This is a genomic window from Echinicola sediminis, from assembly GCF_054777495.1.
Genome location: NZ_BAAHAP010000066.1, coordinates 1 through 21,504, shown reverse-complemented (window position 1 = coordinate 21,504; position 21,504 = coordinate 1). Strand labels below are relative to the sequence as shown.

Genomic DNA, 21,504 nt, shown 5'->3' with positions numbered 1-21,504 from the left:
TCCTGCCTACGTGATGTTGGCAGGATTTTTTATTTTAGATTTTGATTTGACCTTTTGCATAGCATGAAATACCTTATCGTAGGACTGGGAAATATCGGCCCTGAATATGAACTTACCCGGCACAATGTTGGCTTCCTCACCTTGGACCGCCTTGCTGACAGCGAAGGGGTAAAATGGGAAAGCGGCCGCCTGGCCTTCACCACTGAAGTAAAATACAAGGGAAGGACCTTATACCTGATCAAACCTACCACCTACATGAACCTAAGTGGCAAGGCGATGAATTATTGGATGAAGGAACTCAAGATCCCCAAAGAAAACACCTTGGTTGTCGTGGATGATGTCGCACTCCCCTTTGGCAAACTCAGGCTCAGGGCGAAGGGCTCTTCAGCAGGCCACAACGGCCTCAAAAACATCGAGGAGCTTACGGGAGGACAAAACTATGCACGGTTAAAGTTCGGTATAGGTGATGATTTCCCAAAAGGAAGACAGGTAGATTACGTTTTGGGCAGATGGACACAAAAGGAAATAAACGAACTCCCTCTTTTTATGGACAAAGCCATTGACATGATCAAGGCCTTCTGCACCGTTGGAATAAACATGACCATGAGCCAATTTAACGAATAAAACACCATGAACACGATCAATTTAGGCTTACAAATCGTCCCCAAAAGCAAGGACATTGACTCCTACAGCCTCGTCGACAAAGCGATCGAGGTCATCAAATCCTCTGGGGTTAAATATGAGGTCACCCCGTTCGAAACCGTAATGGAAGGCCCCGAAGATCTCTTGATGGACATCGCAAAAAAGGCCCAAAAAGCGGTACTGGATGCCGGTTCCGATGAAATCCTGGTATATTACCGCATGCAAATCAGAAAGTCGGGAGATGTCACCATGGGTGAAAAGACCGATAAACACCAACAAACTTAAGTGGCCATCCCTGATATTTCAGGGATTTTTTTTACCGGTGTAGTGGCAGACAGGTTGTTTGAAATGCTTCATCTTAGATAGGACTTATCTTTTTTTGGTCTTCAAATACTCTCTGGAAAAATCCCCACTGAAATTAATTCGGAATTTTCTCGAAATCACTGAAAAAAACCGCCAAACGCGCAAACAAACATCACTTTTGTATGTTTTTATTGAGTTATATTTAGTATATTATTAGAAACCACTTTATTACTTCACTGAAAATAAGATTATTCAGTTGTTTCGCATCTCTAGTGTTCGAAAACCAATCATCATTTAATGGATATGAAAAAAATTTCTACCTTATTTCTTCTGCTTCAAATCTGCGTTGCACAGGCCGCTCTTGCTCAGATAAAGTCGGTGTATTACGACGTGATAAATAACCAGATCAACGAAGGTAACCCACTACCATCTGAAGAAGAGTTTTATATAAAGGGACAGCTACCTAAGGATATTGAGGTTGTTGTGGGAAAAATCTACAACTCGTCCAAAAACAGTAAAAACGCCAAAACTTATACATGGAAGAAGCCTTTCGACTTCAATGTCAACCAGTTCGAGATTTTCATCGCGGATCCGTTGAGAAGCAATGATAAGTACACCGTAGAACTGCATTATTACCAACGGGCCGACCAAGAACAGATGGAGGAGCTCAGGACTTCCATCAACAACAATCTCTCGGCATATATCCATGCCAATTTCGAGATTTCAAGATCAAAGATCATCAGCTACAATAACGATAAAGTCATTCTCGCCCAGTTGAACCAGATCGTAGAAGACGGCACTAAAAATTATCGTCACTTCATCCACCAAGAATTTGAAGGTTTCAGCGACATCGTAAAACAAAAGCTTGAGCAGAAAGACCAATTAAAATTAAAAAGAAGCAAATTCAATATTATCGGCAAGTCAAAAGACAGTGGCGACAACGATAGGGCATTGTACGCTTCCAAATATTTAACTGAACTCACCTCATTGGTGGAAAATGAGGCCAACCAATTCCTCGCCTCCAGCATGTTTGCCCTGGCCGATATAAGAGCCGTGGAAGCCTATCCAACAATCAAGAAACCTTCAAGCATCCCGCTCAATATTGGCTATGGTGCAGTAGCCATGAAACGTTCCTTTGCAGAAACCGAATACCTTAACGGGATTTACGCAGGCTTTTCGGCTCCCCTGGGCAACAAGGCATTCACTAAGTTTCTGGGAAATGCCTCATTCTCTGCAGGTTTTTTTCTCAAAAACTTTGAATCTGACAACGGCACCAAAGTCTCCGGCCCGTTTGTAGACCTCCCTATCTATGCAGGTCTGGGATACAAGCTGCTCCGGGTAATCCGCTTTAATGCGGGCCTGGTTGCCGTCAATACTGAATCGCAAAGTGAAAACAATGAGTTCCATTTGCAACCATTTGCAGGCTTTAGCCTGGAATTGGACCTTTGGTTAGGATTGAATCAAAAAAGGTAATTATCATGAAACGAATTACCACATCCCTGGTCTTCTGTTTCCTGACTTTGGGCTTGTTTGCCCAACAGGTGAATTACAACTGGCGTTTAGGGGCCAGTGTTGGCTACACCAATTATTATGGCGACCTCAGCCCCTATGAAATTGGAGGTTTTGACAATATTGAAAAAGTCTTCAAACTATTCACTTATAACGGACACTATTACGACAAACCTTCAGGCCAAATCAGCCTCGAAACACGGATCACCCCCACCACGGGAATTATGCTCCATTATGGCCAATATCATTTTGGCCAGAGTGACCGTTTTATAAACCCTGACGGATCTCTTGACCTCAACGCCCCCAATTTCGATCGGGCACTTAACTTTCAAACCACCTTAAGGGACATTGGCCTTTCCCTGGTCTTCAAAACAGACAATGGAAAAATACTGAAAGAAAAATCCTTTATTGCCCCTTACCTTACCTTGGGTGGGGGCTGGAGATGGTTTGATGTCTATGGGGATCTATTGGATGAAAACAATGCTCCTTACGATTACACTTCCACCACCGTAACCAACGACGGGACATTCGAAACAGACCTTTCTGCTATCGAAACAGAGGTAAATGGAAACTATGACCAAAGCGGGGTGTTTGCCTCTTTGGGCATTGGCATCCGTTTCCGATTGACCAATAGATTGGAGCTGTTTGCCCAAAGTGACTTCAAACATGTTTTTACAGATCACTTGGATGATGTGAGCGGCCAATACAAAGAAGAATACCCCTCCTCCTTTGAAGCTTATGCTGCTAAGCCCGGAACCAACACGGTAGATCCCGCCAACCCTTTTCGCGGCAATAGCAACGGCCAAAAGGATTGGTACATCTATCATGGAGCAGGCATTAAATTTAGCTTTGGTGCCGGAAAAAGCCATTTTTCCGCTCCTGTAGTTTCGACCAGCTACAGACAGGCCACCTCTCCTCAAGTGCCCACGGAACAAGCCCCTGCCCAGGAAAAGACCAGCCAAGAGGCCACTGCTCCTAACCTGCCAGTAACGAACAATTACTACACTTTTCTAAATTGGCCCTCAGCCCCCAACTGGGAGCAGATCAAGCATCAGTTAGGCGTGTTGTTGATTGACATGGAAATCGCTGAACAAAACCAACTGTTGGAAAAAGTAAAGTCAGCACAAGCAGAAACTGAGCGAGAGCTTCAAGCATTCAGAATTTCCAATCAAGAGCTGAGCTCAGACAGTGTTGCCAATAATGAGCGTAAGGAATTGATGGAGATAAATCTCCAAAAAAGCGACAGCCTGTCACAGGAAGCAAAAGAAATACAATCAAGGATAATAGCTTTGGAAAAGCAAAAAAGCATGTTGCCCCTGCCCTCAGGGAATGACTCCACTTTTTTTGACATGGAAAACAAGCTGGCATTACCCTCCCTGATTCCTGAAGACAAAGCCCAAGAAGGTCAAAGTAGCCGTGCTCTGGTATTCCAACAAGCTCCGATTGATGCTGATTCCTTAATGAAAAGCGATACCACTTTTATTCAGGAACCAGAGGAAGAAAAACAGCTTGCCAAAGCTGCTCCTGTCACTGAAGACCCTACAGTAGAAAAAGAGAGTAAAGAGGGAAGACAGTCATCTGAACCCCTGCTTGCTGTCGTGGAAACCGCACCAACAAAGGACAACGAAGAAGACCAAAGAACTGAAAGAAGTACTGAAAGTCTGGCCACCTTGCCCGAGGAACAAGAAATCACGGTGAAAGAAAAAAGGCGTTCAGGCTTCCTTCCCATCCCTATCATTTTTCCTAAATTCAAGAAAAAGAAACAAGAACCCGAGGAAAAGCAGCTAACTACCGCTGACACCCTCCAGGATGAAAAAGCAGCACCATGGTTCGATAATATCAGCCAAGAAGAATATGAAACCTATTACCGTCCAGCAGTAGTCTTGGGAATGTCCCTTGCCGGAATCCCTGCCACAACAGAGGCGGACACTTCCCAATCAACCGAGCCATTACTGGAAATGGACACTACTCCAGAAATGGAAGCAAGGGTAGAGGAGCCCGTACCAGTCACGAAAGACACCGTATTTGTTGAAGGGAAGGAAAGCATCATTTTATTGCCTTCCAAAACCGCTGTCTATTTTGACCTGAATCAGCAAAAGCTTTCCGATGCAGAGAAGGAGAAGCTATCGCCTCTCATCAATTACCTCAAGGAGCACCCAACGACAACAATCCTATTGGAAGGCTTCGCTGACAACACCGGAAACCTCTCTTACAACCTTCGGTTAATAGAAGCAAGGACCAATGAAGTAAAAAGAGTGCTGATTGAAGAATTTTCCGTTTCCCCTGAAAAAATCAAAACGGGCAGCGGAGGTCAGATCGTCAGGGATCCAAATAAAAATATTCCTAACGAAATGGACAGAAGAGTGGAACTTTCCATTATTCTGGAATAAAAAATACGGGTACTGAGATCAGTACCCGTATTTTTTTCCCCACATTCGCTGAAGGTTTTTTCTGAGGTCATTTTCACGGGCATTTCTTCCCGGATCATATATTTTTTTGCCTTTCAATTTATCCGGCATAAATTCTTCCTCTACAAAATTCCCTTCATAATCGTGGGCATATTTATAGCCTTTCCCATAATTCAGGTCCTTCATCAATTTCGTTGGAGCATTTCTCAAATGCATAGGAACAGGCAAATCCCCCTCCTGCCTTACCAAAGCCTGTGCTTGATTAATGGCGACATAACTTGCATTGCTTTTGGCAGAACTGGCCAGGTAGGTCACACATTGGGACAAAATAATCCTGGCCTCTGGATAGCCTATGATTTTTACGGCATCGAAGCACTGTGTTGCCAATAATAAGGCGTTTGGATTGGCATTGCCAATATCCTCTGAGGCCAAAATCACCAATCTCCTGGCGATAAATTTCACATCTTCGCCCCCTTCTATCATTCTTGCCAGCCAATACACGGCTGCGTTGGGGTCCGATCCCCTGATAGACTTGATAAAGGCGGAAATGATATCGTAATGTTGTTCGCCCGACTTATCGTACATAGCCACCTTTTGTTGGGCTATTTCCGTTACTTTATCATTGGTCACCACAATGGGATCTTCCGGAATAGCATTCACTACGATTTCAAATAAGTTCAGCAACTTCCGTCCATCTCCCCCAGAAAGTCTCAGCAATGCTTCCGTTTCCTTCAGCTCAATGTTCTTTGCTTTCACTAACACATCCTTTTCCATAGCCTGCTGGATCATGGCTTCCAGGTCTGCCTTTTCCAGCTGATTAAGAGTAAATACCTGACAGCGTGAAAGCAGGGCAGCATTTACTTCAAAGGAAGGATTTTCCGTGGTCGCTCCTATCAGTCTTATATGTCCCTTTTCGACCGCACCAAGTAAGGCATCCTGCTGGGACTTATTGAACCGGTGAATCTCATCAATAAACAGCACCACTCCCTGCTGAAAGCGGGCCTTTTCTATCACCTGACGGATATCTTTTACTCCGGAACTGATTGCACTCAAGGTATAAAACGGAGCCTTCACCTCGTTGGCGATGATATTGGCGATAGTAGTCTTTCCCACTCCGGGAGGTCCCCAAAGTATAAGTGAAGGCACAGTACCTGATTTGATGGCACGGTACAGAAAGGTACCGGGAGCACTTAAGTGTGTCTGTCCTATCAAATCCTCCAGCTTCACCGGCCTCATTCTCTCTGCTAACGGCTCTTGTGTCATACTTTTTTATTACTTTTCACTTTCTGCATTGAATGCAAAATCACTCCTTTTTCTCAAGTTTGATTGTCTTGCGACGGATAAGCTACCTTCTATTTTTCAGCACATCTTCCATGCCGCTAAGCTCAATGTTCAGGGCTTTGGTGGAGAGGTTGATCTCCCAGAGTGAAATGGCCAAAGAAACCAACAAGGCGACCATGCTCATCATAAAAACAATATTGGCAGCCATATCGAATCGCCTGTAGATCAAAAACATACAGACCACACAAAGTAGAAAGCTCAACACGCCAAAAATCTGCATGTTTTTGATCATGTAAACCCGTTTTTTTAAATTTTTCAGCTGCTCCAAAATCTGCACATCGTCAGGTTTTTCCCTATACCGTTCATTTAGTCCCCGAATCAGATTGGCCATCGCCAAAAAACGATTGGTATAGGCCAACATTAATAACGTAATCGCTGAAAACAACAATGCGGGTGTCGACAGTTCCAGTTCCATAAGTCTATTTATTGACCTACTAAATTCACGAATTTTCAAGGATAATAAAAACCCCGTCAAAGGAATTGACGGGGCTTGTCACATATACTGCTCAAAATCACTAAACAACTTCGCCTAGAACCACCAAATTTTCGAGGGTTGGCGCTTCACTTCCTCCTTTCGGCTCTATGGTGATGGCAAAAGCTCCGGCACTCGAGGCCGCCTCCATCTGCTGCAGGCTCAACCTTTCTCCTGCCTTTATAATACCGATGCCTACCGGCCCCTCATCTCCTATCGCCCATAGCTGATAATCTTGATTCTCCTCCAATCCGGCCAGTTGGCCCACGGAAATAAAGACTTCCTGGCTTTCTTTGTCCCAATAAACATCTACCTTCGCATCTTTTTGGATTTCAAATGCCTCCCCTCTCATCGGGATACGCTGATAATTACCGGTCAGCAAGGTCTCCAACTGTTGATCAGCGGACTCAAACCTGGCCTTATTGACATCCAGCTCTTCGACCAAAATATTACGTTCTTCCAAAAGGGCAGAAAACCTTTCCTCTACATCATAAAATTTAACGGCAAAATACACCGCCGCTCCTATCGCCAGCACGGCCACTACCGAGGCCGCAACTGCATACTTTTTCCAGGGTTCCAGGGCGATCTCTTTTGTCATCCCCCCTTGTAGTGGAACCTCTTTGACTTGAGTAAACTCTTCTTCCAAGGTATCAAAAACACGTTCTTTTGTAGCCATAGAAGGAGCTACTCCAGCACGGTCATCAAAAGCAAACATGACATCCTGAATTTCCTCCAGTTCCTTTTTGATCTCGGGATACTTTTTGGACAACTCGATCACTTCCACCTGTTCCCTTTCACTGAGCTCCCCCAGTACAAAAAGCTCCAACTTACCTGACGCTATATAAGATTGAATATCCACTAAATTCTATTAATATTCTTTTTTAATACATTAATGGCCGCTCGAATCCTCGATTTCACCGTTCCCAGTGGAATTTCAAATTCTTCGGAAATTTCAGAATGGGTGTATCCTTTAAAATAAACACATTCGACCACGAATCTTTGTTCCTCATTCAGGTCAGCAATGAGTTCCTTTACACCGATTCCTTCCACTGCTGCTGCAGTTCCCGACGTCCCTTCCAAACCATATACGTAGTTATCAATTGTATTGGTCTTACTGCTTTTGGAAAATTCTTTGGAACGGGTTTTGTCAATGGCTGCATTCCTGCAGACATTTGCCATCCAGGTATAGAGCCTTCCTTTTGACTCATCATAGTGGTCTATTTTCCGGATGATTTTTACAAAAGCATCATGAAAGACTTCCTCTGCAATATCGCGGTCTTTGATCACCCTGGAGATTACAGCAAACAGGGCCCTGGAATATTTTTCGTATAAATAGTCCACCGTTTGCCTTTCCCGGGCTCTTAATCCTTTTATGAGCTGTTCTTCTTGCAAAAGTTGCTGAGGTTATATGATAATTTTTGTCCCTAAAAAAAGAAACACGAGACAGCTTCCTGTCTCGTGTCATAATATTAAAATAAGTTATCCACTTTTACAAGTGAATCACCTCATCATATGCAGCCGCTGCAGCTTCCATGATCGCCTCAGACATGGTTGGGTGAGGATGGACAGTCTTGATCAATTCATGACCGGTAGTTTCCAGCTTTCTGATCGCAACGATCTCCGCTATCATTTCCGTCACATTGGCTCCGATCATATGTCCTCCTAGCAGTTCACCGTACTTGGCATCAAAAACCAATTTGATAAAGCCATCCTTGGCTCCTGCTGCCGAAGCTTTTCCTGATGCAGAGAACGGGAATTTACCCACTTTCACTTCATAACCTGCCTCTTTGGCCTTCTCTTCAGTATAACCCACTGAAGCTATTTCTGGAGAACAATAGGTACATCCAGGAATATTATTATAATCCAATGGCTCAGGACTATGGCCTGCGATTTTCTCCACACAGATAATTCCTTCTGCCGAAGCTACGTGCGCCAGAGCCGGACCAGGAATCACATCACCAATGGCATAATAGCCAGGCATATTGGTTTTATAGAATTCATCTACCTTGACTCTACCTCTGTCCACTACGATCCCCACATCTTCAAGGCCACAGTTTTCCACATTGGCTACTACACCTACTGCAGAAAGGACGATATCACAATCAAGCGTCTCTTCTCCTTTTTTACTCTTCACAGTAACTTTACAACCATCTCCTTTGGTGTCCACAGCAGTCACCTCTGTACTGGTCATAATCTTCATGCCTGCTTTCTTATACAGCTTTTCCAGGGCTTTGGACACTTCTGCGTCCTCATTTGGAACAATCCTGTCCATAAACTCAACGATGGTCACTTCTGTACCCAGCGCGGCATAAAAATAGGCAAACTCCACTCCAATCGCTCCAGAGCCCACGACAACCATTTTCTTTGGCTGCTTTTCCAAAGTCATGGCCTTTCTATAGCCTATGACTTTCTTGCCGTCTATTTTTACAGCAGGAAGCTCTCTTGATCTTGCCCCTGTAGCAATAATAATATGGTCAGCACTGTAAGTGGTTTTATTTCCGTCTTTATCTTCAACTTCCACCTTTTTTCCCGGCTTCACTTTACCCCAGCCTAACAGCTGCTCTATCTTGTTCTTTTTGAACAGGAACTGAATACCTTTGCTCATTCCATCAGCCACTCCTCTACTTCTCTTCACAATTCCGTCAAAGTCAGCCTTGGGATCCTTCACCGAAATACCGTAGTCTTTAGCGTGATTGATATATTCAAAAACCTGGGCGCTTTTCAAAAGGGCTTTGGTAGGGATACATCCCCAGTTCAAACAAATACCGCCCAATTCGGCGGCTTCTACAACAGCAGTCTTTAGACCAAGCTGAGATGCGCGGATGGCCGCTACATATCCTCCTGGTCCACTACCTACTACAATAACATCAAATTTAGTTGAAGACATATGTATGTATTTTAAATAGCGTTTTTAACCATCGCAAATTTAAAATAATTAAGCTCAGAAAAAAATTTGGTTTCCAATATCCGAAGCCCTATTGCGGATAAATCAGCATTCTACAGGTAAGTGGTTTTTGCCGTTTCCTATACCTGCCAAGACTTCCTTTACCATCTGAAGAGTATTTGGGAATAAATCCCTATTTTTGAAACCTTATTTTGAACTAACTATATAATGTGATATGGGATTATTAACAGGAAAAACCGCCCTAATAACCGGGGCTTCCAAAGGTATCGGTAGAGCCATCGCCATCAAATATGCTCAGGAAGGTGCCAATGTAGCTTTCACTTTTTTGTCCAGCGTGGAAAAAGGCCAAGCCTTGGAAAAAGAACTGGCCGGATTTGGCATCAAAGCCAAAGGCTTCCGGTCTGACGCGTCCGACTTCCAAGCTGCTGAAGAACTTGTCAACGAAGTAGTCAAAGAATTCGGTTCATTGGACGTGTTGATCAACAATGCAGGCGTAACCCGTGACAATCTCCTGATGAGAATGAATGAGCAAGCCTGGGATGATGTCATCAACATCAACCTCAAATCCTGCTTCAACACCGTAAAAGCAGCCACCAGAACCCTGATGAAGCAAAAATCCGGTTCCATTATCAATATCACTTCTGTGGTGGGCATCAAAGGAAATGCGGGTCAGGCCAACTATGCCGCCTCTAAGGCTGGTATCATCGGTTTCACAAAATCCGTAGCCTTGGAACTTGGCTCCAGAGGGATCAGAAGCAATGCTGTAGCCCCTGGCTTTATCGAAACTGAAATGACCGAAGTATTGGATGAGAAAACTGTCCAGGGCTGGAGAGATGCCATCCCTATGAAACGGGGCGGACAACCTGAAGAAGTGGCCAATGCCTGTGCTTTCCTTGGTTCTGATATGAGTTCTTATATCTCAGGGCAGGTATTGCAGGTGGATGGTGCCATGCTTACCTAAGCACAAACAACAGTCATTAAAAACCAAAAAGCCAAGAGTCAAGGACAGATTCTTGGCTTTTATTTTTCCTTTTCTTCTCCAGCTCCATCTAATACACTCAACCAACTCCGGCACTTTTTAACCCCCAAACCACTCACTTTTAACACTATAAGAACGCTACAACACACGTTAAAAAACAAACAAACCCCAACCTTTTATCGGCCGTTGACGTTTATCATAATGATATCATTTTAACATCATTTCAATATGGAAAAGACAACTAAACCCATTTCCGGCTACATCATGGTTGTGATGGGGATGCTGGTCCTTGCCGCCATCATCCTTTTTTTCAGTTCCACCAAAATTATTTTGGGGATAATATGTACCCTATTATTTATTTTCCTGCTCCCTGGCTTCTTTATCGTAGAACCCAACAAAGCGGTGGTGCTATTGCTTTTTGGAGCCTACAAGGGCTCAGTGAAATCCAATGGCTTCTTCTGGGTCAATCCCTTTATGGTTAAGAAAAAAATATCGCTGAGGGTAAGGAACTTTGAAAACCAACCGCTAAAAGTGAATGACAAAATCGGTAATCCCGTCATGATCGGCACGATCGTAGTATGGAAAGTGGAAGATACTTTCAAGGCCTTCTTTGACGTGGATGATTATGAAAACTTTGTCCACCTGCAGGCTGATGCCGCTGTAAGAAAAATGGCGGGTCTGTATCCTTATGATAATTTCGAAGCGGAAGATGCCGAGGTCACCCTTCGTTCGGGTGTAGAAGATGTCAACCAATCACTGGAAGACGAAATCAGCGAACGTCTACAACATGCGGGGATCAATGTAATAGAGGCACGCATCAGTCACCTTGCCTATGCCTCCGAAATTGCCAGTGCCATGCTTCAACGACAACAGGCATCGGCCATAGTAGCTGCGAGGAGAAAAATCGTGGACGGAGCTGTGGGCATGGTGGAAATGGCCTTGGACGACCTCAAAGTAAAAGAAATCATGGATTTTGACGAGGAGAAAAAAGCCACCATGGTCAGCAACCTGATGGTAGTACTCTGCTCGGACAAAAGCGCCAGCCCCGTGCTCAATGTAGGAACCCTGCATCAATAATAAATTGCCTAATATGCCTAGTAAAAAAGCCTTTGCCCTGAGGATGGATGAAAAACTGATGAAGGCCGTAGAAAAATGGGCGGCAGATGAATTCAGAAGCACCAATGGCCAGTTGGAATGGATCATTCATGATGCATTAAAAAAAGCGGGGAGGTTGCCAAAACCTGGAAACACAAAAAAAGAGGCCGAATAGGGCCTCTTTTTTTTATTGCAACTCCACATCAGGAATATACAATAGCTTTTCATTTTCAAAATCAAACAAAGTCAACTGCCTCAATTCATAATAAGCCAACCAGTATTCCCTAAGGGAACTGATATAACTTTGTTTGTTCGAATCCTTTTCTGTCTGGGCTATGTTGAGATTCGTGATATCCACCTTGCCACTGAGGTACCTTTGTCTTGATATCTCGTAACGTTTGGCTGCTACCACATCGGCCTTTTCACTGATCAAAATCCTGTCCTTAAGCTGCTGAAAGTTTTTTACGCGAGTGAAAATTTCCTGCTCAAAAGTAATCGCATCTTGATCAAGCGTATAATTTACCAACTCCTGATTTGCCCTTGCGATTCCCATCCGCGCTTTGTTTCTTCCCCAATCCAGGATCGGCACACTCACCCCTAAACTGACCACTGCCTGCTGGTTAGGCCTTTCATAGATATCCGCCCAATTGGTAGCCGCGTTGTTATAACCGTACCTTGCGTTCAAGTTCATATTGAATCTTTGTCCCTTTGCCTGGGCAACCTGTCTTTCCGCCTCCAGTTTCCTTATTTTAAAATCTACGGCCTCCGAGCGGTTTTGAAACGCTAAATCGATGGCTTTGTTTACGTTCACCTCAAATTCAGGAATCTCATCTGGTAATACCAATTCAAACTCGGCACTTTCATTCAGCCCAATAAACGACTTAAGCTCCAATGCCGAACTTTCCAAATCTAACCTCGCTCTTGCCAAATCCTGATCTGCCTGCAAAACCTGCAGTTCTACCTGGAGCAGCTTGTCTTCAGTGGTCGTTCCAATATTGTATCGGCCTTCCTCAATCTTATAAATTGCCTCCGTATTTGACTTATTTTGCGAAGCAATATCAAAACTCACCTGGGCCAAGAGATAATTAAAGAATAACTGTGTGGCACGCTGGCTGATTTGCTCCATTTCTTCCACATAGCTTTTCTTGCTTTCTTCATACCTCAAAGGCTCTATTTTCTTGTCCCATTTCAGGTCATTAAAGGCAAAAATAGGCTGATTCAGTCTTACGTTTACAGGCACCCCGCTCCAGCGTGTCCTTTCTATGGGGTTTTCCGTAAGGAAATTATCAAACCTGCTGGTAGAACTGTTAATGGAAATTGTCCCTCCTGTTGCTGCAATGGATTGCTGAAGCCCCAGACCTATATCTACCAGGTTTTGCTTCAATGGCAAATACTCAATGGTCCCATCGTTTTGCTCCACCGCTCGTACTTCCTGCGAATAACTGGGAAGTGTCCCCTCCAACCTCAGCTGTGGATTATAGTTGGACTTAAAAAAGCGGTACTGCCAATAGCCGTTTTGCTTCTGCGTGGAAGCCCTCAGTGCAGCGGGAGAAACCGACTTGGCCCGGGCAATAATATCCTGTAAAGAATACCTGATTTTTTCCTGGGCAAAGACCGTGTCAGGTGCTGATAAAGCAAAAAAAACGAGTACAAAAACAATTAATCGTCTATTCATGTCTTAAAGAAGTTATAGGGTCTTGATTAGCAGCCCTTTTTGCTGGTGTTATCCCAAAAATTAATCCTACGGTAGCAGCCACGCTGAAGGAAACCATAATGGAAGGAATCGTAATAATGGTAGGAAAATCCCCGAATCGGGACACCATGCTCGCTATTATTATTCCTAAAACCACCCCGATAATCCCTCCCGAAACACTGATCATCATGGCCTCAAAAAGAAACTGATGAACAATGTCTGTTTTCTTCGCTCCCAAGGATAAGCGCAGTCCGATCTCCTTGATCCTTTCCATGACGGAAGCCAGCATGATATTCATAATACCTATCCCCCCTACCAATAGCGATATGCCCGCAATGGCTCCCAATACAATATTGAAAATGTTCTGCGTGCGTTGCTGCTGCTTCAATAATAGCTCAGGAATGGTAATTTCAAAATCAATCACATTATAATGCTTTCTTTCCAATAACCTAGAAAGGATTTCAGCAGTGGGGTTTAGCCTGGAGCTTTCCCTCACCTGCACCACAAGTTTATCTATTTGATGGTAGTTGGAGTTCTTAGAGCTTGTATTTTGCTCAGACTGTCCGTTTCCGTTCCCCCTGTTTTGCCGAGCATTGGCCAATAGGTTACCGGAGGTTACCATTTCCCGGTTCTTATACCTTACCAACATCGTCTGCACAGGAATATAAACATCCATATTAAAGTCCCTGATCCCCAGCTTGGCAATGCTCTGGTCAGATACGATCCTTTCCTCCAAGATTCCAATAACCTTCATCCACTGGTTACCGCATTTAATACGCTTCCCAATAGCATCCTCCTTACTGAAAAATTTGGTCTGCACCCCCCTGCCGATGATACATACCGGATCACCGCTGATAAGGTTATTTTCCGAGAACATCGCCCCTTCACGAAGCTTGAAATTGGTCACCTCAAAATACTCAGGTGTAACCCCTACTAACTTGGCAGATCTTCGAATCCCACTTTTAACAATATAGGTGTCTAATATAATTTCCGGACTGATCCGCTCGATATCAGGGATTATTTCTTTAATAGCTTCCACGTCCAACATTCTCAAACCGGGAGAGAACTTACTTTTCTCTTTGCCAGGCCCGTTCCCTGGCCCCTCATCCACCTCTTCCTCTACCTGTTCCACAATAGGCTCCACAATAATATTGTTCACCCCTACCAGCTTGATTTGTTCCAGTATTTCCTGTTGGGCTCCATTCCCGATAGCCATCATCGCTATCACAGCCGCCACACCAAAGATGATCCCCAGTGCCGTGAGTAATGAACGTAGTCGATTGGCCATCACTGCTTCTACAGCGATATAAAAATTGGAGGTAAGTCTTGATCCAAACATAAATCAGAAATTAGGGTTGGGAAGAACTGATACCTTGCCTAGCGCCTCCGCCAGGCCTTCCTGCTCCTCTATCTTGATTCGTTCTGGAAGGCTTTTCCTCCTGATCAATCTCCTCCTCTTTTTGGTTTCTTTTTCCATCGAGTTCAGCCAGTAATTTGACGGACTGATCCCGCTCTCCCCAGTCAGGTATGCTAAGATATACCTTGTCTCCTTCCTCTAAACCTGATTCTACCACCACTTCGTCATAATTGGCAAGACCTAACTTCACCTCTTGCTTGACCCCATTATTAAGGTAGACATAATTTATACTATCGTTATGTACATGCAATGCCTCTAAGGGCACATACAACGCATCCTCCAATTCCTGGGCGACAATATTATTGCTGGTTGTCATTGCAGGTCGCATTACTGGATCACTTTCGTTGACCAAAATCTCCACCTCAAATACCTTTGCATCAGAATTGGGCCTTTGCTGGCCTACATTTGCTACCCTGGTAACTTTACCCGTAAACTTCTTCTCTGGAAATGCATCTAGGCCAAGCTTTACTTCTTGCCCCACTTTCACCTTCCTGATTTCCACTTCATTCACATAGGTAATACTCTGCATCTCCGTTAAATCAGGCAAAGTAGCCACCACGGGATTCCAGGCACTTATCTGTGAGCCCTCTGCGATTTTACTTCCATCCCAATTGGTCTGGTAGATCACCATCCCATCTTGGGGAGCCGTAATGGTAAAGTCCTTGAGCAAATCCTGCATTTGTTGAAACTCGCGCTCCTCTTTTCTAAGGCGTGCAGTTCTTTCGGTCATCTTGGCCAAGGCTTGGTTATATTTAATTTTATAATTTTCCCTGGCTTGGTTTAAATCCCTCTCTGCCTTTTCTAGATCGTATTCATTCTGCTTAATCGTCGCCGGTGGTTCATATTGGGACTGTTCCAGCACCAATTTTTTCTGTTCCACATTATATTCCATGTTCAGGATATTGTCCCGCTCCTGACGTAAGGTCAATGCGGTATCCAATTTGGCCTGCTCATACTGGGCCATCTCTGAATCCAGGTTATTTTGTCCGTCACTTAATTTCCCAAACAGTTCGGACTTATCCACAGATGCGATAAAATCCCCTTCTTTTACTACCGTACCTTCTTCCACCATTTTTTCGATGGTCAACTGGTACACCCTAAATTCCCTTGCTCTTGTTGGGCCCATTATCTGAACCGACCTCAAAGCCTTAAGCTCCCCGGTAGTGGCTATTTCTACGGCAAACTTCCCTTTTTTTACCGGAACAATGACGTCAGCGCCATCTCCGGAAGCAGTTGGTGAAAAAATAAAGTACAGTATAAAAATGGCTACTATACTTCCTGCTGCTACAAATATTAAATTCTTTTTCATCATCAAAACCTATTATTAGGCCCTTTTAGTTTATCATCCTCAAAATTAAATTTTTAAACTTTAACCTCACTCCCAGCGAAAACCAAATATAGCCATTAACATAATATTTCAAACTAAAACCTTAATTAATAAATGTTAAAATCGATTTAAATGTTTTGCTAAATTGCGAACCCTAAGAACTGTAACAGTAAAATAAGCATGAAAGATATTATCAGTTTTGTGATTCGCTATGTGCCTAGGAGCTTTTTACAGCGGATAAGCCACTTTTTTCTTCGGATTTTGGCCTTCTTTTACCAAGGAAAGGAGGTTACATGTTCCATTTGTCAAAAGCAGTTCAGGAAATTCCTACCCTATGGCCGTAAAGCCCGTGAAAATGCCCTTTGTCCAAATTGTTTGGCTTTGGAAAGACATCGGCTGATGTGGCTGTTTCTCCAACAAAGAACCGAATTCTTTACCGCCCCTCTCAAAGTTCTTCATATCGCCCCTGAGCTTTGCTTTATCAACCGATTCGAAAAACTGCCCAACCTGGAATACATTACCGGCGATATAGAGTCCCCCTTGGCCAAGGTCAAAATGGACGTCCACCATATCCCATTCGAGGACAACTCCTTTGATGTCGTTTTTTGCAACCATGTGATGGAGCATGTAGATGATGATATACTTGCCTGCAAAGAAATCAACAGAGTATTAAAAAAAGGCGGCTGGGGAATCATCCAGTCCCCCGTTTATGACATCCCTGCGACGCTGGAGGATAAAAGCATTACTTCCCCTGCTGAAAGAGAAAGACTGTTTGGTCAGCGTGACCATGTCAGGAAATACGGAAATGATTACAGCAAACGCTTGAGTAAATCGGGACTGAATGTGCAGGAAAATGGGTTTGTAAAGGAACTTCCTGACGAGGTTGTCAAGAAATATGCTCTTCCTGAAGATGAAATAATCTTTTATTGCTCCAAAGGTGAGCTCACTTCCTAATCATTTTTGTCAGCAACCCAGCCCCATAAGCAAACAATTGGCCGTATGAGGTAAAAATGGCCATTAAGCCCACTTTCAAGGACCTATTTGCCCATGTGGCCGAGATAAAAACAGCCAGTGTCCAAAAACCAAATGCAATAAGGCCCGAATTAAACAGCTGCTGACTGAGGCAATAGGAAGCAATTAGCCCTAAGAATGCCAGCAGAAAAACAAGAGGCATTAAGTGAACAGGTTTAATGGATCCGGGGTGAAAGCGATTTACATTCACCCTGTTAGCTCCAAATGAAAAGCTTTGCTTTAAAAAGGACAGAAAATCATTCCGCCTTTTATGAAACACAAAGGCATCTTTTACCAATTGAAGCTCAAATCCCTCTTTTTTGATTCGAATGCTCAACTCTATATCTTCTCCTTGATTAGGATCTACAAAGCCACCTACTTTTTCATATACTTTTCTGGAAAAGCCCATGTTATACCCTCTGGCCTGATACTTTTTAAGGTCGGATACCTTCCCTCTTATTCCTCCAGTGGTCCAGAATGAAGTCATGCTATAATTTATGGCTTTTTGAAAATCAGAGAATCCTTCCATAGCAGCATCCGGGCCTCCATGCGCATCCAGTCTGCGCTCCCGAATAGCGGAGAAAAGAGTCTTTAAGTAGTCATCTGGGATAATACAATCGGAATCAAAAAAAATAAAATAATCGCCCTTAGCCTTTCCCATACCGAAATTCCGCGCAAATCCCTGGCCCGTATTTTCCTGATAGAAATAATGGACATCAATTTGCTTGACATAGCCTTTTACAAGCTCCTCACTGCTGATGGATGAACCATCTTCCACCACAATTACTTCAAATTTCTTATAGCTTTGCCGAACAAGGCTGGATAAGAGTTCTTCCAGCTCTTGAGGTCGGTTGTATACCGGAATAATGATGGAAAAAAACATCAACTACCAAAATTTAGCTCCTCATCGATATTATAATCATTTTTGGGGGAACTGGTAGATGTCATCATTTCTGCTAAAAATCCGGTCAAAAATAACTGCACCCCGATAATCAGTGCGACCAGTGCCAAAAAGAATAAAGGTTGGTCGGTAATTTCCCTCACATGCAATCCATTCCTCAACCCGTATATTTTCTCAAAGGCCAGCCAGCAGGTAATTAAAAAACCAGTAAAAAATGACAGCGTTCCAAAGGTGCCAAAAAAGTGCATAGGCTTCTTTTTGTACCGGTTAACAAAGGATACAGATATCAAATCCAAAAAGCCATGAACAAATCTCTCAATTCCAAATTTGGTCTTCCCATATTTCCTCGCCCGGTGCGCCACTTCCTTTTCCCCTATTTTGGTAAAACCGTTCCATTTGGCGATCAGAGGAATATAACGGTGCATTTCCCCATAGATATGAATTTGCTTGACCACTTTATTTCTGTAGGCCTTTAGTCCACAATTAAAATCATGGAGGTGAATACCTGAAATCATCCGGGTCACTCCATTAAAAAACCGTGAAGGTACTGTTTTGGTAATGGGATCATGCCTTTTCCTCTTCCAGCCCGAAACGATATCGTAGCCTTCCTGTTTGATCATCCTATACAGCTCAGGTACTTCATCTGGGCTATCCTGTAAGTCTGCATCCATCGTTACCACCACCTCACCAGTGGCCTTGCTGAATCCAATATCCAAGGCAGCTGACTTTCCGTAATTCCGACTGAAACATACTCCTTTAATATGTCCATTTTCCTGCGACAGTTTCTCGATAACCTCCCAAGAAGAATCAGAGCTTCCGTCGTTGATAAAAATCACTTCATAACTTAATTTATTTTCAAGCATCACCTTACTTATCCACTTGGCAAGTTCTGGTAAAGACTCTTCTTCGTTATAAACAGGAATTACAATGGAAACTTGAATCATTTAAGCAAATTGAGTATTAGATCTTTTATTGATAGCCACAACGACCAAACCTATTATTAATGCCCCCATCAATGCATTGAAAAGAGTAGAACCGGCAAAGAACTCTGCAGTCTGAAAAAACTTCATAAAGGCAGGGACATTATCGGGGTCATAGGTTGCCCCCATGCTTTCTTGCGCTTCAATTTGAGCTTCTATAATTTTTTGAACATATTCGGTGTCAAAAAACTTTAGATAAATATAAAATCCGACTGCCCTTATTGCCCCGCCAATAAACCCGATCAACAACACCAGCTTAAATCCCTGTCCAAAGCTCATCAGACCACCATTGCCGTCCCTATATTCTTTGGTTCCGAAAAAGTAAACCAAAAACGCAATAGCAAAAGTGATTAGCCCAGAAACTATTTGCACGCCCATCCCTTTGGTGGAGAAATCAAACATGGCGGAAATAAAAATGACAATGACACCGATAAGGCCATAAATCAAACCCCATTTTTTTCCGGATTCTGAAATAGAGACATTATTTTCCATAATTTTACTTCTTAGTTCTTTTTAAAATTATGGAAATAATAATTGTAAAAAATAATTCCAACATGAAAATTTTGAGAAACACATCCAAGACCACATCAGAAATACTCATTTCTTTGTTTTGTCGCATCGTTTCCTCAAAAGCCTCTTTACTGATATTTTCCGTAATGTACGTCTCTTGTCCGGTTAGCCAAGCTATCTTTTCAGACCTATAATCCACAAATATATCTTGATTGATCTGTAAAAATAGGGCTACACCCAGTGCTGTCACCAAAGCCAGCAACGTATAAATCACAAAGCCTACAGTCATGCCTTGAGCAAAAATCAGCTCTCCCTCGTTGAAGTTGTCCCTGAAATTTTTAATGCCAATAAAAACAAACACAGGAGTGATCATGCAGGCAAAAAACAAAGTGAAATCAACAGGCTCCAGATCAATCGAGAACAGCACCCAAAAGGCCAACAGGCACAATGCACCTCCTGCCAGGCCAAACCAATAACTACTTTTAATATATCTACTCATCCAATCTAAGGCATTTACCTTTATTGATAAGTACTTTTACTTTCCCTCTTAATTTCTGATTGAAATAAGGTGAATTTGCAGACAGGGATTTATTGGTCGTTTTATCAAACTGCCATTCTTGTTCCGGGTCAAAAATTGTCACAGACTCCCAAGAAGATTTTTCAGATCTGACCACTTTGGCAGGTCCATTCGTAATTTTATCTATGAGCAAAGGCCACCCCAACTCTTTCTCTAAACTTACCAAACCCGGTAAAAATGTTTGTAGACCAGCCATACCAAATGCCGCTAAATCGAACTCCATATGCTTCGAATCAAAATCCTTGGGTTGATGATTGGAAACAATGGCATCAATGGTACCATCTTTCAAACCCTCTATCAACGCCTTTCTTTCTTCTTTTCCTCGAAATGGAGGCAATACTTTTAAGTGGGTATTATATCCTGACAATTCCTCATCGGTAAATAATAACTGGTATAAAGAAACATCGGCCGTTACCCCTAATCCCTCTTGCTTTGCCTGTCGAATCGCCTCTACCCCTTTCACTGTACTAATTGTTTGAAAGTGTATGTTACCACCTGCATACCTTAAAATATCCAGATTCTTTTGAATGGCTACTTCCTCAGCTAAAGAAGGGATTCCCTTCATTCCTAAAGCCGTTGAGGTATACCCTTCGTGCATCTGCCCAAAAATAGCCAATAGAGGATCATAAGACTGATCGAACAAGATACCGTTGAATTTTTGCAGGTACTGCAAAACTTTCATTAAGCGATCCGAATTGGAAATCGGGACTACACCATCACCAAAGATTTGTACACCATGATGGTTAATATCCAAAATTTCTGTAAAATCTTCCCCTTTTGTATCCTTGGTTACCGCAGCCTGAATATGGATATCAGTAATAAAATCTTTGACCTTATTCTTAACGAACTCCACTTCGTTTTTACTCTGAATCACAGGATCCGTATTGGGCAACACGACAGCTTGCGTAAAACCGGCATACTTCAATGTTTCTCCCAAGCTCTCTAAAGTCTCCTGATATTCAAAACCTGGTTCGCCTACCCCACATCTTAAATCTATCCAGCCAGAAGAGCCCAACCAGCCAGAACAATCAACTACTTCAGTAAACTCCTCTTCCCCGCCATTATACTCACTAAGCTTTTTACCATCATACAGGTAATTTACTGCTTCCTTTACCCCCTCCTTCTGAATTAATTTAAGTGATTTTAGTAGAACTGCCATGCTTAAAATATTTGTGCAAAACTGCCATTTTTTTCTCTAAAAATAAACCCTATCCTGCGAAAGATTACAAAATAACCCATGTCTTAAAAATCGTGTGAGTCATGTTCATGAAAACGGTCACCAGTCCACAGTTAACCGTCGACCGTTGACTGTTGACCGTCCACAGTTGACTGTTGGCCGTTTCGGGCATAAAAAAAGCCCTCCGTGAATACGGAGGGCCAGTAAGTGTGGGCGGCGACCTACTCTCCCGGGTGTAACCCCAGTACCATCGGCGC

At 43.2% G+C, this 21,504-nt stretch carries 21 protein-coding genes; 8 read left to right on the top strand and 13 right to left on the bottom strand.

The window, feature by feature from the left end; translation table 11 throughout:
- The first annotated feature begins 63 nt into the window (after positions 1 to 63).
- The 4 genes from pth (at position 64) to ACYVAA_RS15875 (ending at position 4,844) form a co-directional block, all read left to right on the top strand.
- The gene (gene pth, locus ACYVAA_RS15890) at positions 64 to 624 is read left to right on the top strand and encodes an aminoacyl-tRNA hydrolase (protein ID WP_460543498.1); all 561 of its coding nucleotides are present in this window, start codon (positions 64 to 66) and stop codon (positions 622 to 624) included.
- A 6-nt stretch (positions 625 to 630) separates the two neighbouring features.
- Complete coding sequence (locus ACYVAA_RS15885; RefSeq protein ID WP_460543496.1) at positions 631 to 927, top strand: thiamine-binding protein; 297 nt, start codon at positions 631 to 633, stop codon at positions 925 to 927.
- A 321-nt stretch (positions 928 to 1,248) separates the two neighbouring features.
- On the top strand, positions 1,249 to 2,418 hold the full coding sequence (locus tag ACYVAA_RS15880) for a hypothetical protein (RefSeq protein WP_460543494.1): 1,170 nt from the start codon (positions 1,249 to 1,251) through the stop codon (positions 2,416 to 2,418).
- 5 nt (positions 2,419 to 2,423) lie between these two features.
- Positions 2,424 to 4,844, top strand: coding sequence for an OmpA family protein (locus ACYVAA_RS15875; RefSeq protein ID WP_460543491.1), 2,421 nt, complete (start codon positions 2,424 to 2,426; stop codon positions 4,842 to 4,844).
- An 18-nt stretch (positions 4,845 to 4,862) separates the two neighbouring features.
- On the opposite strand, the gene ACYVAA_RS15870 is transcribed toward ACYVAA_RS15875, so the two are convergent.
- From ACYVAA_RS15870 to lpdA, 5 genes are all read right to left on the bottom strand, one after another.
- Complete coding sequence (locus ACYVAA_RS15870; protein ID WP_460543489.1) at positions 4,863 to 6,125, bottom strand: replication-associated recombination protein A; 1,263 nt, start codon at positions 6,123 to 6,125, stop codon at positions 4,863 to 4,865.
- An 82-nt stretch (positions 6,126 to 6,207) separates the two neighbouring features.
- Positions 6,208 to 6,618 (bottom strand): DUF2721 domain-containing protein, encoded by a 411-nt coding sequence (locus ACYVAA_RS15865; protein ID WP_460543487.1) that lies wholly within the window; start codon positions 6,616 to 6,618, stop codon positions 6,208 to 6,210.
- Positions 6,619 to 6,718: 100 nt separating this feature from the next.
- Complete coding sequence (locus ACYVAA_RS15860) at positions 6,719 to 7,534, bottom strand: anti-sigma factor (RefSeq protein WP_460543485.1); 816 nt, start codon at positions 7,532 to 7,534, stop codon at positions 6,719 to 6,721.
- On the bottom strand, positions 7,534 to 8,067 hold the full coding sequence (locus tag ACYVAA_RS15855) for an RNA polymerase sigma factor (RefSeq protein WP_460543483.1): 534 nt from the start codon (positions 8,065 to 8,067) through the stop codon (positions 7,534 to 7,536). Before ACYVAA_RS15855 ends, ACYVAA_RS15860 begins: the two co-directional genes overlap by 1 nt.
- A gap of 97 nt (positions 8,068 to 8,164) precedes the next feature.
- Positions 8,165 to 9,562, bottom strand: coding sequence for a dihydrolipoyl dehydrogenase (gene lpdA / locus ACYVAA_RS15850; RefSeq protein ID WP_460543481.1), 1,398 nt, complete (start codon positions 9,560 to 9,562; stop codon positions 8,165 to 8,167).
- A gap of 232 nt (positions 9,563 to 9,794) precedes the next feature.
- Between lpdA and fabG the strand changes: the two genes are divergently transcribed.
- From fabG to ACYVAA_RS15835, 3 genes are all read left to right on the top strand, one after another.
- The gene (gene fabG / locus ACYVAA_RS15845; RefSeq protein WP_460543479.1) at positions 9,795 to 10,541 is read left to right on the top strand and encodes a beta-ketoacyl-ACP reductase; all 747 of its coding nucleotides are present in this window, start codon (positions 9,795 to 9,797) and stop codon (positions 10,539 to 10,541) included.
- Positions 10,542 to 10,787: 246 nt separating this feature from the next.
- A complete protein-coding gene (locus ACYVAA_RS15840) occupies positions 10,788 to 11,636 on the top strand; it encodes an SPFH domain-containing protein (protein WP_460543477.1) in 849 nt (282 codons plus the stop codon).
- A 13-nt stretch (positions 11,637 to 11,649) separates the two neighbouring features.
- Positions 11,650 to 11,829, top strand: coding sequence for a type II toxin-antitoxin system antitoxin (locus tag ACYVAA_RS15835; protein WP_460543475.1), 180 nt, complete (start codon positions 11,650 to 11,652; stop codon positions 11,827 to 11,829).
- Between the two features lie 12 nt (positions 11,830 to 11,841).
- On the opposite strand, the gene ACYVAA_RS15830 is transcribed toward ACYVAA_RS15835, so the two are convergent.
- From ACYVAA_RS15830 to ACYVAA_RS15820, 3 genes are read right to left on the bottom strand one after another with little or no spacing between them, the layout of a single operon-like run.
- The gene (locus ACYVAA_RS15830; RefSeq protein WP_460543473.1) at positions 11,842 to 13,329 is read right to left on the bottom strand and encodes a TolC family protein; all 1,488 of its coding nucleotides are present in this window, start codon (positions 13,327 to 13,329) and stop codon (positions 11,842 to 11,844) included.
- On the bottom strand, positions 13,322 to 14,686 hold the full coding sequence (locus ACYVAA_RS15825) for an ABC transporter permease (RefSeq protein WP_460543471.1): 1,365 nt from the start codon (positions 14,684 to 14,686) through the stop codon (positions 13,322 to 13,324). The genes ACYVAA_RS15830 and ACYVAA_RS15825 overlap by 8 nt, the downstream gene beginning before the upstream one ends.
- Positions 14,687 to 14,696: 10 nt before the next feature.
- Entirely contained in the window at positions 14,697 to 16,073 is a 1,377-nt protein-coding gene (locus ACYVAA_RS15820; protein WP_460543518.1) for an efflux RND transporter periplasmic adaptor subunit, read from the bottom strand.
- A 198-nt stretch (positions 16,074 to 16,271) separates the two neighbouring features.
- Between ACYVAA_RS15820 and ACYVAA_RS15815 the strand changes: the two genes are divergently transcribed.
- Positions 16,272 to 17,045, top strand: a complete 774-nt coding sequence (locus ACYVAA_RS15815; protein ID WP_460543469.1) for a class I SAM-dependent methyltransferase — start codon at positions 16,272 to 16,274, stop codon at positions 17,043 to 17,045.
- On the opposite strand, the gene ACYVAA_RS15810 is transcribed toward ACYVAA_RS15815, so the two are convergent.
- From ACYVAA_RS15810 to ACYVAA_RS15790, 5 genes are read right to left on the bottom strand one after another with little or no spacing between them, the layout of a single operon-like run.
- Entirely contained in the window at positions 17,035 to 17,985 is a 951-nt protein-coding gene (locus tag ACYVAA_RS15810) for a glycosyltransferase family 2 protein (protein ID WP_460543467.1), read from the bottom strand. The two genes, ACYVAA_RS15815 and ACYVAA_RS15810, sit on opposite strands and share 11 nt — an antisense overlap.
- The gene (locus ACYVAA_RS15805; RefSeq protein ID WP_460543465.1) at positions 17,985 to 18,947 is read right to left on the bottom strand and encodes a glycosyltransferase family 2 protein; all 963 of its coding nucleotides are present in this window, start codon (positions 18,945 to 18,947) and stop codon (positions 17,985 to 17,987) included. Before ACYVAA_RS15805 ends, ACYVAA_RS15810 begins: the two co-directional genes overlap by 1 nt.
- The gene (locus ACYVAA_RS15800) at positions 18,948 to 19,475 is read right to left on the bottom strand and encodes a DUF4199 domain-containing protein (protein ID WP_460543463.1); all 528 of its coding nucleotides are present in this window, start codon (positions 19,473 to 19,475) and stop codon (positions 18,948 to 18,950) included. It abuts the gene before it with no gap.
- A gap of 4 nt (positions 19,476 to 19,479) precedes the next feature.
- Positions 19,480 to 19,992, bottom strand: a complete 513-nt coding sequence (locus ACYVAA_RS15795; RefSeq protein ID WP_460543461.1) for a DUF4199 domain-containing protein — start codon at positions 19,990 to 19,992, stop codon at positions 19,480 to 19,482.
- The gene (locus ACYVAA_RS15790) at positions 19,985 to 21,229 is read right to left on the bottom strand and encodes a dihydroorotase (protein WP_460543459.1); all 1,245 of its coding nucleotides are present in this window, start codon (positions 21,227 to 21,229) and stop codon (positions 19,985 to 19,987) included. Before ACYVAA_RS15790 ends, ACYVAA_RS15795 begins: the two co-directional genes overlap by 8 nt.
- Between the last annotated feature and the right edge of the window lie 275 nt (positions 21,230 to 21,504).

Coding starts and splice junctions, on each gene's coding strand:
- pth (WP_460543498.1), top strand. CDS start 64: ATGAAATACCTTATCGTAGGACTGGGAAATATCGGCCCTGAATATGAA.
- ACYVAA_RS15885 (WP_460543496.1), top strand. CDS start 631: ATGAACACGATCAATTTAGGCTTACAAATCGTCCCCAAAAGCAAGGAC.
- ACYVAA_RS15880 (WP_460543494.1), top strand. CDS start 1,249: ATGAAAAAAATTTCTACCTTATTTCTTCTGCTTCAAATCTGCGTTGCA.
- ACYVAA_RS15875 (WP_460543491.1), top strand. CDS start 2,424: ATGAAACGAATTACCACATCCCTGGTCTTCTGTTTCCTGACTTTGGGC.
- ACYVAA_RS15870 (WP_460543489.1), bottom strand. CDS start 6,125: ATGACACAAGAGCCGTTAGCAGAGAGAATGAGGCCGGTGAAGCTGGAG.
- ACYVAA_RS15865 (WP_460543487.1), bottom strand. CDS start 6,618: ATGGAACTGGAACTGTCGACACCCGCATTGTTGTTTTCAGCGATTACG.
- lpdA (WP_460543481.1), bottom strand. CDS start 9,562: ATGTCTTCAACTAAATTTGATGTTATTGTAGTAGGTAGTGGACCAGGA.
- fabG (WP_460543479.1), top strand. CDS start 9,795: ATGGGATTATTAACAGGAAAAACCGCCCTAATAACCGGGGCTTCCAAA.
- ACYVAA_RS15840 (WP_460543477.1), top strand. CDS start 10,788: ATGGAAAAGACAACTAAACCCATTTCCGGCTACATCATGGTTGTGATG.
- ACYVAA_RS15835 (WP_460543475.1), top strand. CDS start 11,650: ATGCCTAGTAAAAAAGCCTTTGCCCTGAGGATGGATGAAAAACTGATG.
- ACYVAA_RS15830 (WP_460543473.1), bottom strand. CDS start 13,329: ATGAATAGACGATTAATTGTTTTTGTACTCGTTTTTTTTGCTTTATCA.
- ACYVAA_RS15825 (WP_460543471.1), bottom strand. CDS start 14,686: ATGTTTGGATCAAGACTTACCTCCAATTTTTATATCGCTGTAGAAGCA.
- ACYVAA_RS15820 (WP_460543518.1), bottom strand. CDS start 16,073: ATGAAAAAGAATTTAATATTTGTAGCAGCAGGAAGTATAGTAGCCATT.
- ACYVAA_RS15815 (WP_460543469.1), top strand. CDS start 16,272: ATGAAAGATATTATCAGTTTTGTGATTCGCTATGTGCCTAGGAGCTTT.
- ACYVAA_RS15810 (WP_460543467.1), bottom strand. CDS start 17,985: ATGTTTTTTTCCATCATTATTCCGGTATACAACCGACCTCAAGAGCTG.
- ACYVAA_RS15805 (WP_460543465.1), bottom strand. CDS start 18,947: ATGATTCAAGTTTCCATTGTAATTCCTGTTTATAACGAAGAAGAGTCT.
- ACYVAA_RS15800 (WP_460543463.1), bottom strand. CDS start 19,475: ATGGAAAATAATGTCTCTATTTCAGAATCCGGAAAAAAATGGGGTTTG.
- ACYVAA_RS15795 (WP_460543461.1), bottom strand. CDS start 19,992: ATGAGTAGATATATTAAAAGTAGTTATTGGTTTGGCCTGGCAGGAGGT.
- ACYVAA_RS15790 (WP_460543459.1), bottom strand. CDS start 21,229: ATGGCAGTTCTACTAAAATCACTTAAATTAATTCAGAAGGAGGGGGTA.